The following is a 15,122-nucleotide window of genomic DNA, read 5'->3' as shown; positions in this document are numbered from 1 at the left end:
CACAAAAATGCAATATGGTGGGCGTAGCTCAGTTGGTAGAGCACGGGATTGTGACTCCCGTTGTCGAGGGTTCGATCCCCTTCGTCCACCCCATATTTTGAAAAGGTGCCAGATGAATAGTCTGGCACCTTTTTTCTTGTCTGCGATTTGCCAAATTGGCCGGGTGTTCAGGCACCAAGAAAAAAGCAAGCATTCTCAATGCCTTGGCGTTAGAATCGTTGCCGGTTTTGAACGCTTGGAGCGGGTCCGGCGAAATTGGATCGGTGCAGCTATTTAATAGCAGATAACGGCGCAGCATCTGAAAAGGGCTGTGCCGTTTTTGTTTCAGTGGTTTGAGTGTTCAGCGCGGCCGCAGGTTTGGGGTCGCAAGGGTAGGGCGCTTCGTCGTATTTATGTTTCTCGATGCTGCTGCCCAGCCCGTCGAGCTCGCGCGCGAGATCGGCTGCCGGGGAGATGCTCGACCACCTCTTCTATATATAGAAGGGTTGGCGCAGAGCCCTGGCGTGATTGACTGTATTTGCTAGTGGGGCGAGGTGTATTCGTGCATTCGCTCCTATAAATTGCCTGCTGCTTTTTTACCCGTTTTCAGTAGGGTGACTTCTTGAGTTTGACCCACTAGAATGCATGCCCTTGATTCTGGGGTCGGAAACGGCCGGCTAACGTCTGTGCAACGAGGAATATCCATGCAAGTTTCTGTTGAAAATACTTCTGCTCTTGAGCGCCGCATGAGCATCACCGTGCCGGCTGAGCGCATCGAGACTCAGGTCAACAAGCGTCTGCAGCAGACTGCCCAAAAGGCCAAGATCGCTGGTTTCCGTCCAGGCAAAGTGCCGATGAGCGAAATCAAGCGCCGTTTTGGTGCTGATGCACGTCAGGAAGCTGTAGGCGACGTGATCCAGGCTTCCTTCTATGAAGCTGTTGTCGAGCAAAAGCTGAACCCGGCGGGTTCGCCTTCGATCGAGCCTAAATCCCTGGAAGCAGGCAAGGATCTGGAATACGTAGCCGTTTTCGAAGTGTTCCCTGAATTCGAAGTGGCCGGTTTCGATTCCATCGCTATCGAGCGTCTGAGCGCCGACGTGGCTGATTCGGACCTGGACAACATGCTGGAAATCCTGCGCAAGCAGAACACTCGTTTTGAAGTGGCCGATCGCGCCGCCCAGAACGAAGATCAGCTGAACATCGATTTCGTTGGCAAGGTTGACGGCGAAGTGTTCGCTGGCGGCTCGGCCAAGGGCACTCAGCTGGTACTGGGTTCCAACCGTATGATCCCTGGTTTCGAAGACGGTCTGGTTGGCGCTAAAGCCGGCGAAGAGCGTGTTCTGAACCTGACCTTCCCGGCTGACTATCAGAACCTGGACCTGGCTGGCAAAGCCGCCGAGTTCACCGTGACCGTCAACACCGTTTCCGAGCCTAAGCTGCCAGAGCTGAACGAAGAGTTCTTCGCCCAGTTCGGTATCAAGGAAACCGGTATCGAAGGTTTCCGCACCGAAGTTCGCAAGAACATGGAGCGTGAGCTGCGCCAGGCCATCAAGTCCAAGGTCAAGAACCAGGTCATGGACGGTCTGCTGGACGCCAACCCGATCGAAGTGCCTAAGGCTTTGCTGTCCAACGAAGTGGATCGTCTGCGCGTGCAGGCTGTTCAGCAGTTCGGTGGCAACATCAAGCCTGACCAACTGCCGGCCGAGCTGTTCGAAGAACAAGCCAAGCGCCGTGTAGTGCTGGGCCTGATCGTGGCTGAAGTGGTCAAGCAGTTCGACCTCAAGCCTGACGAAACCCGCGTTCGCGAGATGATTCAGGAAATGGCTTCGGCTTATCAGGAGCCTGAGCAGGTTGTGTCTTGGTACTACAAGAACGACCAGCAGCTGAACGAAGTGCGTTCGGTTGTGCTGGAAGAGCAAGTTGTAGATACTGTTCTGCAGAAGGCTAAGGTGACCGATAAAGCGGTCTCTTACGAAGAAGCAGTCAAGCCGGCGGAAGCAGCACAAGCCGACTGATTGTCCAACTCGTTCGAAAATACACCCATAAGCCAGCCTCGCGCTGGCTTATGCGTATTCAAGACATGACTATTTGGGAGTAACTGCAGAGCATGTTCCGTAATTCGTATATTCAGCAGAACTCTGATATCCAGGCCGCAGGCGGCTTGGTCCCGATGGTTGTCGAGCAGTCTGCTCGTGGCGAACGCGCCTATGACATTTACTCGCGCCTTCTCAAGGAGCGAGTGATCTTTCTGGTGGGCCCGGTAGAAGACTACATGGCCAACCTGATCTGCGCGCAGCTGCTGTTCCTTGAAGCGGAAAACCCGGACAAGGACATCCATCTCTACATCAACTCCCCGGGCGGTTCGGTGACAGCGGGCATGTCGATCTATGACACCATGCAGTTCATCAAGCCAAACGTGTCGACTACCTGTATCGGCCAGGCGTGCAGCATGGGTGCTTTCCTGCTGACCGCTGGTGCTGAGGGCAAGCGTTACTGCCTGCCGAACTCACGTGTGATGATTCACCAGCCACTGGGCGGTTTCCAGGGTCAGGCGTCGGATATCGAAATCCATGCCAAGGAAATCCTCTTTATTCGTGAGCGTCTCAACACGCTGATGGCCAAGCATAGCGGGCATACCCTGGAAGAGATCGAGCGCGACACCAACCGCGATAACTTCATGAGCGCCGAAGCCGCGCGTGAATACGGGTTGATCGACGCAGTGATCGAAAAGCGCCCCGCTTAATATAAGCAGCTCAAAATAGGGCTGGTCGGCGGGTCCGATCACCAGTGGGCTTGAAAAAGCCCTCAATAGCCTTCATCTTGTGTTGCAAGCCTATCGGATTTGGATCGAACGAATGACTGACACCCGCAACGGCGAGGACAACGGCAAGCTGCTCTATTGCTCCTTCTGTGGCAAAAGCCAGCATGAAGTACGCAAATTGATTGCCGGCCCCTCGGTCTTTATCTGCGACGAGTGCGTCGACCTGTGCAATGACATCATCCGTGAGGAGGTGCAGGAAGCTCAGGCCGAAAGCAGCGCGCATAAATTGCCTTCGCCTAAAGAAATCAGCGGCATCCTTGACCAGTACGTGATTGGTCAAGAGCGTGCGAAAAAGGTTTTGGCCGTAGCGGTGTACAACCACTACAAGCGTCTTAACCAGCGTGACAAAAAGAATGACGACGTCGAGCTCGGCAAAAGCAACATCTTGCTGATCGGTCCTACAGGCTCGGGTAAAACCTTGCTTGCAGAAACCCTGGCTCGCCTGCTGAACGTTCCCTTCACTATTGCTGACGCAACCACCCTCACTGAGGCGGGTTACGTGGGTGAAGACGTCGAGAACATTATTCAGAAGCTGCTGCAGAAATGCGATTACGACGTAGAGAAGGCCCAGATGGGTATTGTCTACATCGATGAAATCGACAAGATTTCGCGCAAATCCGACAACCCTTCGATTACCCGGGATGTTTCCGGTGAGGGCGTGCAGCAAGCGCTGTTGAAACTGATCGAAGGCACGGTTGCTTCCGTACCGCCACAAGGCGGCCGCAAGCATCCCCAGCAGGAATTCCTTCAGGTTGATACGCGTAACATCCTGTTCATCTGTGGCGGTGCGTTCTCCGGTCTGGAAAAGGTTATTCAAAACCGTTCCACCCGTGGTGGCATTGGCTTCAGTGCAGAAGTACGCAGCAAGGAAGAAGGCAAGAAAGTCGGTGAATCCCTGCGTGAAGTCGAGCCTGACGATTTGGTCAAGTTCGGTCTGATCCCGGAATTCGTCGGTCGTCTGCCGGTCCTGGCGACGTTGGACGAGCTGGATGAGGCTGCGTTGATGCAGATTCTCACTGAGCCGAAAAACGCCCTGACCAAGCAGTACGCCAAGCTGTTCGAGATGGAAGGTGTGGACCTCGAGTTCCGTGCTGACGCGCTCAAATCGGTGGCCAAGCGGGCGCTGGAGCGCAAGACGGGTGCCCGTGGTTTGCGCTCGATCCTTGAAGGCGTGTTGCTCGACACCATGTATGAAATCCCCTCGCAATCCGAGGTGAGTAAAGTGGTGATCGATGAAAGCGTTATAGAAGGCAAGTCCAAGCCACTGTATATCTATGAAAACAGTGAGCCGGCTGCCAAGGCTGCGCCTGACGCGTAAGCGTCGTCCTGCCGGAATAGAACAAGGGGCCTTAGGGCCCCTTTGTTTTTACTGCGTTTAACTGCTGCCATTAAGCTTGTTTTTTTTGCAGACAGCCCCCATCTTGGTTTCAAGCTTACTTTCATCTGTCATAGAGGCGAAATCATGAAGACAACCATTGAATTGCCTCTCCTGCCGTTGCGCGATGTCGTTGTGTATCCGCACATGGTTATCCCGCTGTTCGTGGGGCGCGAGAAGTCTATCGAAGCCCTCGAGGCCGCGATGACGGGCGACAAGCAGATCCTGCTGTTGGCCCAGAAGAATCCTGCCGACGATGATCCGGGCGAAGATGCCCTGTATCGCGTTGGTACTATTGCTACTGTTCTGCAACTGCTCAAGCTGCCTGATGGCACCGTCAAGGTGTTGGTTGAAGGTGAGCAGCGGGGTGCGGTCGAGCGCTTCATGGAGGTGGACGGCCACCTGCGCGCCGAAGTGGTGCTGATCGACGAAGTCGACGCTCCAGAGCGTGAGTCCGAAGTATTTGTTCGCAGCCTGCTTTCCCAGTTCGAGCAATATGTGCAACTGGGCAAAAAAGTCCCTGCTGAAGTCCTTTCTTCTCTCAACAGCATTGATGAGCCAAGCCGCTTGGTCGACACCATGGCCGCGCACATGGCGCTGAAAATCGAGCAGAAGCAGGACATCCTCGAAATTATCGATTTGTCTGCCCGGGTCGAACACGTCCTGGCATTGCTGGATGCCGAAATCGACCTGCTGCAGGTTGAGAAGCGCATTCGCGGTCGCGTCAAAAAGCAAATGGAGCGCAGTCAGCGCGAGTACTACCTGAATGAGCAGATGAAGGCCATTCAGAAAGAGCTGGGTGACAGCGAAGAAGGCCACAACGAAATCGAAGAGCTGAAGAAGCGTATCGATGCCGCAGGCCTGCCGAAAGACGCCCTGACCAAAGCCACCGCCGAGCTGAACAAGCTCAAGCAGATGTCGCCAATGTCGGCTGAAGCCACCGTGGTGCGTTCCTACATCGACTGGCTGGTTCAGGTGCCGTGGAAGGCCCAGACCAAGGTACGCCTGGATCTGGCTCGTGCCGAAGACATTCTTGATGCTGATCACTATGGCCTCGAAGAAGTCAAAGAGCGCATCCTCGAATACCTCGCTGTGCAAAAGCGCGTGAAGAAGATTCGCGGCCCGGTGTTGTGCCTGGTCGGTCCTCCTGGTGTGGGTAAAACCTCGCTGGCCGAGTCGATTGCCCACGCTACAAACCGTAAATTCGTACGCATGGCCCTTGGCGGTGTGCGCGATGAAGCGGAAATTCGTGGTCATCGCCGGACTTACATCGGTTCGATGCCGGGAAGATTGATTCAAAAGATGACAAAGGTGGGCGTGCGCAACCCGCTGTTCCTGCTCGATGAAATCGACAAGATGGGCAGTGACATGCGTGGCGATCCGGCGTCGGCGTTGCTGGAAGTGCTCGACCCCGAGCAGAACCACAATTTCAACGACCATTACCTGGAAGTCGACTACGACCTGTCCGACGTAATGTTCCTTTGCACCTCCAACTCCATGAACATTCCGCCAGCGTTGCTGGACCGGATGGAGGTGATTCGTCTGCCGGGCTACACCGAAGACGAGAAGATCAACATCGCGGTCAAATACCTCGCGCCCAAGCAGATTTCGGCCAATGGCCTGAAGAAGGGCGAGATCGAATTCGAGGTCGAGGCGATCCGCGACATCATTCGTTACTACACCCGCGAGGCCGGTGTACGGGGCCTTGAGCGTCAGTTGGCGAAGATCTGCCGCAAGGCGGTCAAGGAACATGCACTGGAAAAACGTTTCTCGGTGAAGGCCACTGCCGACTCCCTGGAGCACTACCTGGGCGTGCGTAAATTCCGTTATGGCCTGGCTGAGCAGCAGGACCAGATCGGTCAGGTAACCGGGCTGGCGTGGACTCAGGTGGGTGGCGAATTGCTGACCATCGAAGCCGCTGTCGTGCCGGGCAAAGGCCAACTGATCAAGACCGGTTCCCTCGGCGATGTGATGGTCGAGTCGATCACTGCCGCGCTGACCGTGGTGCGCAGCCGTGCCAAGAGCCTGGGGATCCCCGTGGACTTCCACGAGAAGCGCGACACCCATATCCATATGCCGGAAGGGGCGACCCCCAAGGACGGCCCTAGCGCAGGCGTAGGCATGTGTACGGCACTGGTATCAGCCTTGACCGGCATTCCGGTGCGTGCCGATGTGGCCATGACCGGGGAAATCACCCTGCGTGGTCAGGTGCTGGCCATTGGTGGCCTCAAAGAGAAATTGCTCGCTGCGCACCGTGGTGGTATCAAGACGGTGATCATTCCTGAAGAGAATGTCCGCGACTTGAAGGAAATTCCTGACAACATCAAGCAAGATCTGCAGATTAAACCCGTTAAATGGATTGACGAGGTCCTGCAAATTGCGCTGCAATACGCGCCGGAGCCCTTGCCGGATGTGGCCCCGGAGATAGTTGCAAAGGATGAAAAACGCGAGACTGACTCTAAGGAAAGAATTAGCACGCATTAATACGTTTAAGCCTGGTGGCTTCCTTGACAGCTTTTTAGAGCCCTTGTTATAAAGCGGCTCTTAAGTGTCTGTAGGCCATTCAGCACTGGTTTTTGCTTTCACCAAAAAACTTAGAATCATACTCAATAGATATAAGGGGACTTAGAGTGAACAAGTCGGAACTGATTGATGCTATCGCTGCATCTGCTGATATCCCGAAAGCCGCTGCTGGCCGTGCGCTGGACGCAGTAATCGAATCCGTCACTGGCGCTCTCAAGGCCGGCGACTCCGTGGTACTGGTTGGTTTCGGTACTTTCTCTGTGACCGATCGTCCAGCTCGCACTGGCCGTAACCCACAGACTGGCAAGGCGCTGCAAATCGCTGCTGCCAAAAAACCAGGTTTCAAAGCCGGTAAAGCCCTGAAAGAAGCGGTTAACTAAGCTTCGTTCAAGCCTTACCCATCCGGGTTGGACGCAGGTCTGACCTGGCAGCGGAGCGGCATCTGACCCAAGTATCCATCGGGTCGCCACGCCGGGGGTGTGGGTTAAAACCCCCGTCCGCTCCGCCAGTTACGAGAAGGCGCATCCTCGGATGCGCCTTTCTTCTATCCGGACTCTACCCACGCTCCACGGTTGCCTAATTTTGAAGTTCAACCGTTTCTGGGGGACGCATGCTGCAGAATATCAGGGACAATTCACAAGGCTGGATTGCCAAGACCATTATCGGGATCATCGTCGCATTGATGGCGTTCACCGGTATCGAGGCTATTTTTCAGGCTTCGACCAACAACAAGCAGGACGTGGCCAAGGTCAACGGTGAGGAAATCACTCAAAACGAGCTGAGCCAGGCCGTCGACATGCAACGTCGTCAGCTGATGCAACAGTTGGGCAAGGACTTCGATGCTTCCTTGCTGGATGAAAAACTGCTGCGCGAAGCCGCTCTCAAAGGTTTGATCGATCGCAAGCTGCTGCTGCAAGGCGCCGCCGATTCGAAATTCGCTTTCTCCGAGGCTGCACTGGATCAAGTGATCCTGCAGACACCGGAATTTCAGGTTGATGGTCAGTTCAACGCCGAGCGTTTCGACCAGGTGATCCGTCAACTGGGCTACAGTCGCCTGCAATTCCGTCAGATGCTGACTCAGGAAATGCTGATCGGCCAGGTTCGTGCAGGTATCGCCGGCAGTGGTTTTGTCACCGACGCCCAGGTCCTGGCATTTGCGCGTCTGGAAAAACAGACCCGCGATTTCGCCACCGTCAACATCAAGGCTGATCCTGCGGCGGTGAAGCTCACCGACGACGAGGTCAAGGCTTACTACGACCAGCACGCCAAAGAGTTCATGACCCCTGACCAAGTGGTTATCGACTACCTGGAACTGAAGAAGTCTTCCTTCTTCGACCAGGTCACGGTCAAGGACGATGAGCAGCAGGCGTTGTATCAGAAAGAAACCGCCAACCTCGCTGAACAGCGTCGTGCCGCGCACATTCTGATTGAAGTCAACGACAAGGTGAACGAGGCGCAAGCCAAGGCCAAGATCGAGGAAATCCAGGCACGCCTGGCCAAGGGCGAAAGCTTTGAAGCCCTGTCCAAGGAGTTCTCCCAGGATCCGGGTTCGGCGAACAGCGGCGGTGACCTCGGTTACGCGGGTCCTGGCGTCTATGACCCTGCCTTCGAAACAGCCCTGTATGCCTTGAACAAGGACCAGGTCTCCGCGCCGGTACGTACCACCTTCGGTTGGCACCTGATCAAGCTGTTGGGCGTTGAAGCACCGCAAGTACCTTCGTTTGCCAGCCTGAAAGACAAGCTGACCCACGAGCTGAAGACTCAGCAGGTTGAACAGCGTTTCGTTGAAGCGACCAAACAACTGGAAGATGCTGCATTCGAAGCTTCCGACCTGGCCCAGCCAGCTTCGGACCTGAAGTTGACCGTGCACACCTCGAAGCCATTTGGCCGTGACGGTGGTGATGGTATTGCAGCGAACCGTGCGGTAGTCACCGCAGCGTTCAGCCCGGAAGTTCTGGATGAGGGTGCCAACAGCACCGCCATCGACCTGGATCCGGAAACCATCATCGTGCTGCGTGCCAAAGAGCACTTGAAGCCTGCGCAGTTGCCGCTCGAAAGCGTTGCGACGGCCATCCGTGCGCAAATGACCAAGGAGCGCGCTATCGCTGCGGCCAAGGCGCATGCGGATGAGCTGATTGCCAGCTTGAGTGATGGCAAGACTCCGTTGAATCAAGTGATCGATGGTCAGAACTGGAAAGTCACCGAAGCGGCCACCCGTGGCCAGGAAGGGATCGACCCAGCAGTGCTGCAAGCCCTGTTCCGCATGCCCAAGCCTGCGGCCAAGGACAAGCCGACCTTCACCAGCGTGACGCTGGCAGACGGTAGCCTGATGATCGTGCGCTTGAATGGCGTCAACGAAGCCGCTGCTCCGACGGACGAAGAAAAGGCTCAATACCGCCGCTTCCTCGCTTCGCGTGTGGGCCAGCAGGACTTTTCCGCCTATCGCAAACAGTTGGAAACCCAGGCTGACATCAAGAAGTTCTGATGTTGCGAGTCGCCTGAATAAAAAGACCCCGGCCTGAAGAGGCCGGGGTCTTTTTTTGTGCTCGACTCAGTGAATGTGTTTCGTCCGGAGCGTCGTCAGCAGCGCCAGCATGAGCAACGCGGCGACAGCCCAAGGGAATGAAATGACCCCCACTCCTTGCAACAACATGCCTCCCAACAACCCACCCCCAGCAATGCCCAGGTTCCATACCGTGACCAGCATCGACTGCGCCGCATCGGCCGAATCCCCGGCGGCCTTGGCCAGTGCCGTTTGCAGCAGCGCCGCAAGGCCGCCAAAAGCCAAGCCCCATAACGCGACGGTGGTGTAGATCACCGGTGCGCAGTTGATCCAGAACGCCAGCGCCAAGGCCGACAAGGCAAACAGTGTGCAACTGATGATGACTAACTGGCGTAGCCGTTGATCAATCAACGTTCCAACAATCCAGATGCTCAAGAGTGCTGCCAGGCCAAACACCAGCAACACTTGGTCGATGTCGGCTGCGATGCCGGCAGGCACCAAAAAAGGTGCGATGTAGGTGTAGAGGATGTTATGGGCCAGCACGTAGGTAAAGGTCACAAACAACACCGGACGAATCCCGGGTAGCGTCAGTACTTGGCGCAGCCCGAGACGTTTCTCCACACGTTGCCCAGCAAAATCCGGTACCTGCCAGCGCACCCAGGCCAACAACACAATCGTCAGCCCGGTCATGATCGTGAAACTCAGGCGCCATCCCACCGCCGTACCAAGGAAGGTCCCGGCGGGCACTCCAAGGGACAGCGCCAACGGGGCTCCCAGCATGGCCACGGCAATCGCTCGCCCTTGCAGATGCGGTGCCACCATACGGCTGGCGTAACCGGCCAATAGTGCCCAGAGCAGGCCGGCGAAGACACCCGCAAACAGACGGGCCACCAATGTCAGCAGGTAGTGGCTGGAAAACGCTGTGATGCTGTTGACCAGAGCAAAGCCACCGATGGCAATCAGTAGCAGTGGTCGCCGGCGCCAGCCACGGGTGGCAATGGTCAGGGGAATGGCCGCCAGCAATGAGCCGACGGCGTAAAGCGTTACGAGCTGACCGACCAGCGCTTCGGAAACCCCGAGGTCGGCACCCATCTGCGGCAGCAGGCCGGCAGGCATGGCCTCGGTGAGGATGGTGATGAAACCGGCGGTGGCCAGTGCCAGCAAACCGCTCAAGGGCAGTCGGTCGCGGCGGGTGGCAAGGTGCGAGGGAGAGTCGGCAAGTGCGCAGCTGTCGTTCATGTTTCTCGGCTCCAGTATCAATGCGGCAGGGCAAGACCGCAGAGTAGGGTGCTGCGCTGGGTAGAAAAACAGGCTAAGGTTCCGAACTTATCGGACGCTGGCGTCCGCAATCATCTGGAAAGTCACCATGGACAGTCTGGGCAGTATTTCGGTGTTTGTGCTGGTGGCGGAAACCCGCAGCTTTACCGACGCCGGTCGGGTGCTGGGTGTGTCCTCTTCGGCGGTCGGCAAGAGTATCGCGCGCATCGAAGAGCGCCTGGGGGTCAGGTTGTTCCACCGCAGCACCCGCAGCATCACCCTGACGGGTGAGGGGGCGCTGTTTCTGGAGCGCTCCCGACGCATCCTCGCCGAGGTTGAGGCGGCGGAGCAGGAGTTGACCCAGGCGGTGGCGACCCCAAGGGGTAAGCTACGCATCAGCCTGCCTCAGGTCAGGGGCCTGTTGATGCCGGTGTTGACTGACTTTATGCGCGCCTACCCGGATATTGAACTGGACGTGGATTTCTCCGATCGCATGGTGGATGTGATCGAGGAGGGTTTTGACGCGGTGGTGCGTACTGGCAAGCCCGAGGATTCGCGCTTGATGGCGCGCCTCCTCGGGCATTACCGCTTGGTGCTGGTGGGCTCCCCCGATTATTTTGCCCAACATGGCGTACCCCTTCGGCCCCAGGACTTGAATGACCACGCCTGCTTGCGCCACAAGTTCTGCGCCACCGGCAAGCTGGAAGCCTGGCCGTTGCGACCGCAACCCGGCCTACCAGAGCCGACCCTGCGTGCCCCGCTCGTGTCCACGACCATTGAGTCGCTTATGCACGTTGCCCATGAAGGCCTGGGCATTGCCTGCCTGCCGGACTTCATGGTCCGCGAGTCGGTCGAGCAGGGCAGGCTGCAAAGGGTGCTGGACACCTACTTGGAACACAGCGGCAGCTTTTGGATGCTCTGGCCATCCAGTCGCCATGCCTCGGCCAAGTTACGGGTGTTTATCGACCATATGTGCGACCGGCTTTTTCCTGCGGACACTGTCCCATAAGTCTCTTGGGCTTTACCGACAGGAATCCGCACGCCAGGGCCACGTTCTGTTGCACAATACCGTTCTGACTGTTTTCCTCAGGATTTTCAATGTTGATATCATTTCACTTGCGTAGCCTCGGGCTGGCGCTGGTGCTGGCGGGCGCCGCGGGCTGTTCGTCACCCAAGACCGCTATTTATGAACATGAGAACTTCGACGATTCCGGTACGTTCTCACGGAACTATCCGGTCAGTGATATCGCGGCTTGCGAAGCCGCTCGGCGGGCACTGCTGAGCCAGGGCTACATCATCACCAGCAGCGATCCGAAGCTGGTGAGCGGCAACAAGAGTTTTCAACAGACAGGTGAGACCCATCTGCAGATCAGTTTCAACATAGTGTGTGCTGACGATGGCAGCGCTGATCACCACGCGACGATGTTTGCCAACGCCTTGCAGGATCGCTACGCGCTGAAGAAGGTCAATAACTCGGCGAGCCTGGGGGTAGGTGTCCTGGGTTCCGTGTCGATGCCGATAGGCTCCACCGATGATTCGATGGTCAAGGTGGCCAGCGAGACGGTGGTCGCGCCCAAGTTTTATGACCGTTACTTCTCGTTGGTAGATGTTTTCCTGCCTCAGGAAGTGAAAAAAGCCGAACACATCCCCGAGAAGCCAAAGGCTGACCTGGGCATGCCTGAACCCAAAGTGGCTCCTGTGACCGATAAAGTCGAAGCGCCGGTAGCGCCAGCTGTTCCTGCGGTCGAGCCTGCGGTATCGCAACCGGTAGCGCCGCCACCACAAGCCGCGCCGATAACACCACAGGAAACACCTGCGCCAGTAGCCCCGGTTGATACCACGCCGACGTTGCCAGCGCCGACAGAGGCGATTCCGCCACTGTCGACTCCGGCTCAGTAAGCTAGACCGCTACGGGGTTCGACTTGTCGACGTTGATCCCGTAGCGGCTAATGGCTTCACTGATACGACTGCGGCTGATCACACTGTCATCGGCCAAGGCTTTCAAGGCGGCCAGCACGATAAAGTGCCGGTCTACCTCGAAGAACTCACGCAAGGCTTCACGGGTGTCTGATTGCCCGAAGCCATCAGTCCCCAGTGCCATGAAGCGCCGACCCGAGACAAACGGGCGGATCTGATCGGCGAAGATCTTCATGTAGTCGGTGGCCACCACGACTGGGCCGGCATGACCGGCCAGACACTGCTCCACATAATTGATACGCGGCTCGCTCTCTGGATGCAGCAAGTTCCAGCGGTCTACTTCGTGGCCTTCGCGCCGCAGCTCGGTCAGGCTGGTGACACTCCAGACGTCGCTGACCACACCAAAATCATCTCGCAGCAAGTCAGCGGCGGCGATCACCTCCCGCAGGATCGAGCCGCTGCCCATCAGTTGTACTCTTGGTTGCTGCGTTTCCTCGTCAGCCTTTAACCGGTACATCCCTTTGATAATCCCTTCCTCGACGCCCTCGGGCATCGCCGGGTGCGGGTAGTTTTCGTTGAGCAGGGTGATGTAGTAGTAAATGTCCTCTTGCTCGACGTACATGCGGCGCATGCCTTCACGAATAATTACTGCCAGTTCAAAGGCGAAGGTTGGGTCATAGGACACGCAGCAAGGAATGACCGACGACAGTATGTGGCTATGGCCGTCGTCATGCTGCAAGCCTTCGCCCATCAGCGTCGTGCGTCCGGCGGTCGCCCCCAGCAGAAAGCCCCGTGCCCGTGCATCACCCGCCGCCCAAGCCAGGTCACCGACCCGCTGGAAGCCGAACATCGAATAGAAGATATAGAAGGGCACGGTCATCAAGCCGTGGTTGCTGTAGGACGTGCTGGCTGCGATCCATGAGGAAATGGCGCCGGACTCATTCAGGCCTTCCTGCATGATCTGTCCGTCCTTGCTCTCCTTGTAGTAGCTGAGTTGGCCAGCGTCCTGTGGGGTGTAGAGTTGGCCGACGGCGGAATGAATGCCGATCTGACGGAACAGGCTTTCCATGCCGAAGGTACGGGATTCGTCCGGCACTATGGGCACGATCAGTTTGCCGATGTTCGGGTCTTTCAACAGGGTGCCGAGGATGCGCACAAAGGCCATGGTCGTGGAAATCGAGCGTTCGCCGGTGTCCTTGAGTTGGGTGGAGAACGCCTGGAGTTCGGGAATCTGCAACGGTTCGACAGCATGGCTGCGGGCCGGGATGTAGCCGCCCAATGACTGGCGCCGTGCGGCGAAGTAGCGTGCCTCTTCGCTGTCGGCGACGGGTTTGAGGTAGGGGATCTCGGCCAATTGATCATCTGCCACTTCCAACCCGAAGCGATCGCGGAAGGCTTTCACGGCATCTGTGCCCATTTTTTTCAGCTGATGGTTGATGTTCTGGCCTTCACCGGCCTCGCCCATGCCGAAACCCTTGACGGTTTTCGCCAGGATCACCGTGGGGCGGCCGTTGTGGCGCACGGCGGCAGCATAGGCGTTGTAAACCTTGTCCGGATCGTGACCGCCGCGGGAGAGTTTCCAGATGTCATCGTCGGAAAGGTCAGCCACCAGCGCCAGCAACTCCTGGTATTTGCCGAAGAAGTGTTCCCTCACGTAAGCGCCGTTCTGCGATTTGTAGTTCTGATAGTCACCGTCGACGCACTCCATCATGCGCTGGCGCAGCAGGCCACTCTTGTCCTTGTCCAGCAACGCATCCCAGCCACTGCCCCAGATCACCTTGATCACGTTCCAGCCGGCGGCGCGGTACAGGCTTTCGAACTCCTGGATCACCTTGGCGTTGCCTCGTACCGGGCCGTCCAGGCGTTGCAGGTTGCAGTTGACCACGAAGATAAGGTTGTCGAGTTTCTCCCGGCCCGCCAGGGAAATCGCTGCGAGGGATTCCGGCTGGTCCATTTCGCCATCACCGAGGAACGCCCAGACCTTACGCCCCTGATGCTGTTTGAGGCCACGTAACTCCAGGTAGCGCATGAAGCGCGCCTGATAGGCGGCGGTAATCGGTCCCAGGCCCATGGAGACCGTCGGAAATTGCCAGAAGTCTGGCATCAGGCGTGGATGCGGGTAGGACGACAGTCCTTGGCCGCCTGCTTCCCGGCGGAAATTATCCAGTTGTGCTTCGCTGATGCGACCTTCGAGGTAGGCGCGGCCGTAAATGCCCGGGGAGGAGTGGCCCTGGATGTACACCAGGTCGCCGTCGAAGCTGTCGGTGCGGCCACGGAAAAAGTGGTCAAAGCCTACATCGTAGAGGACGGCTGCTGACGCATAGGTGGCGATGTGGCCGCCGACCCCCGAATGCTTGCCGGCACGCAGGACCATGGCCATGGCGTTCCAGCGGATAAACGCATTCAGTCGGCGCTCGATAGCCAGGTTGCCGGGGTAGGGCAGTTGGCGGTCAACTGGGATGGTGTTGACGTAAGGAGTGGTCACCCGCCCGTAGAAGTCGCCATGCCGAGCCACGTCGAACTCCAGCAACTGATCAATCAGGTAATGAGCCCGTGGGCGACCTTCGGTGGACAGCACCGATTCGATGGACTCCAACCATTCGCGGGTTTCCTGCGGATCGTAGTCGAGTCTTACAGCGTCATTCGAGTTCATGTCAGGCTCCAGAGTAGGCGGATTTCAACGTGCGAGCTCCTTGTGGGAGGGTGTTTTGGCACGTTGCAAACATGGTTGCAATTGCAACTACATG

Annotated in this window: 10 protein-coding genes and 1 tRNA gene; 9 read left to right on the top strand and 2 right to left on the bottom strand. The window is 57.2% G+C overall.

From position 1 onward, the window contains the following. Positions 1-17 precede the first annotated feature (17 nt). From J7E41_RS21420 to J7E41_RS21390, 7 genes are all read left to right on the top strand, one after another. A tRNA-His gene (locus J7E41_RS21420) sits at positions 18-93 on the top strand. 590 nt (positions 94-683) lie between these two features. Continuing rightward, positions 684-1,994, top strand: a complete 1,311-nt coding sequence (tig, locus tag J7E41_RS21415) for a trigger factor (RefSeq protein WP_214996002.1) — start codon at positions 684-686, stop codon at positions 1,992-1,994. 92 nt (positions 1,995-2,086) lie between these two features. Beyond that, positions 2,087-2,722, top strand: coding sequence for an ATP-dependent Clp endopeptidase proteolytic subunit ClpP (gene clpP / locus J7E41_RS21410; RefSeq protein ID WP_003174822.1), 636 nt, complete (start codon positions 2,087-2,089; stop codon positions 2,720-2,722). A gap of 112 nt (positions 2,723-2,834) precedes the next feature. Then, positions 2,835-4,118, top strand: a complete 1,284-nt coding sequence (clpX, locus tag J7E41_RS21405; protein WP_155585587.1) for an ATP-dependent Clp protease ATP-binding subunit ClpX — start codon at positions 2,835-2,837, stop codon at positions 4,116-4,118. 144 nt (positions 4,119-4,262) lie between these two features. After that, positions 4,263-6,659 carry an endopeptidase La gene (lon, locus tag J7E41_RS21400; RefSeq protein ID WP_155585588.1) on the top strand — a complete coding sequence of 799 codons (2,397 nt, stop codon included), beginning with the start codon at positions 4,263-4,265 and terminating at the stop codon, positions 6,657-6,659. 146 nt (positions 6,660-6,805) lie between these two features. Then, positions 6,806-7,078, top strand: coding sequence for an HU family DNA-binding protein (locus J7E41_RS21395; protein ID WP_003174819.1), 273 nt, complete (start codon positions 6,806-6,808; stop codon positions 7,076-7,078). A gap of 230 nt (positions 7,079-7,308) precedes the next feature. Next, entirely contained in the window at positions 7,309-9,183 is a 1,875-nt protein-coding gene (locus tag J7E41_RS21390) for a SurA N-terminal domain-containing protein (RefSeq protein ID WP_214996001.1), read from the top strand. A 66-nt stretch (positions 9,184-9,249) separates the two neighbouring features. Here J7E41_RS21390 and J7E41_RS21385 read toward each other — a convergent pair whose 3' ends face one another. Further along, a complete protein-coding gene (locus tag J7E41_RS21385) occupies positions 9,250-10,440 on the bottom strand; it encodes an MFS transporter (RefSeq protein ID WP_214995999.1) in 1,191 nt (396 codons plus the stop codon). Between the two features lie 127 nt (positions 10,441-10,567). Between J7E41_RS21385 and J7E41_RS21380 the strand changes: the two genes are divergently transcribed. After that, positions 10,568-11,467 (top strand): LysR family transcriptional regulator, encoded by a 900-nt coding sequence (locus tag J7E41_RS21380; protein WP_214995997.1) that lies wholly within the window; start codon positions 10,568-10,570, stop codon positions 11,465-11,467. Between the two features lie 89 nt (positions 11,468-11,556). Beyond that, a complete protein-coding gene (locus J7E41_RS21375; protein WP_214995995.1) occupies positions 11,557-12,357 on the top strand; it encodes a DUF2242 domain-containing protein in 801 nt (266 codons plus the stop codon). A 1-nt stretch (position 12,358) separates the two neighbouring features. Here J7E41_RS21375 and aceE read toward each other — a convergent pair whose 3' ends face one another. Then, a complete protein-coding gene (gene aceE / locus J7E41_RS21370; protein ID WP_214995993.1) occupies positions 12,359-15,028 on the bottom strand; it encodes a pyruvate dehydrogenase (acetyl-transferring), homodimeric type in 2,670 nt (889 codons plus the stop codon). Between the last annotated feature and the right edge of the window lie 94 nt (positions 15,029-15,122).

It is taken from the genome of Pseudomonas fluorescens, assembly GCF_018614655.1.
GTDB classification, from domain to species: Bacteria; Pseudomonadota; Gammaproteobacteria; order Pseudomonadales; family Pseudomonadaceae; genus Aquipseudomonas; species Aquipseudomonas fluorescens_BX.
The sequence above is the reverse complement of the archived record's forward strand: the minus strand, read 5'-3'. Positions and strand labels throughout refer to the sequence as shown.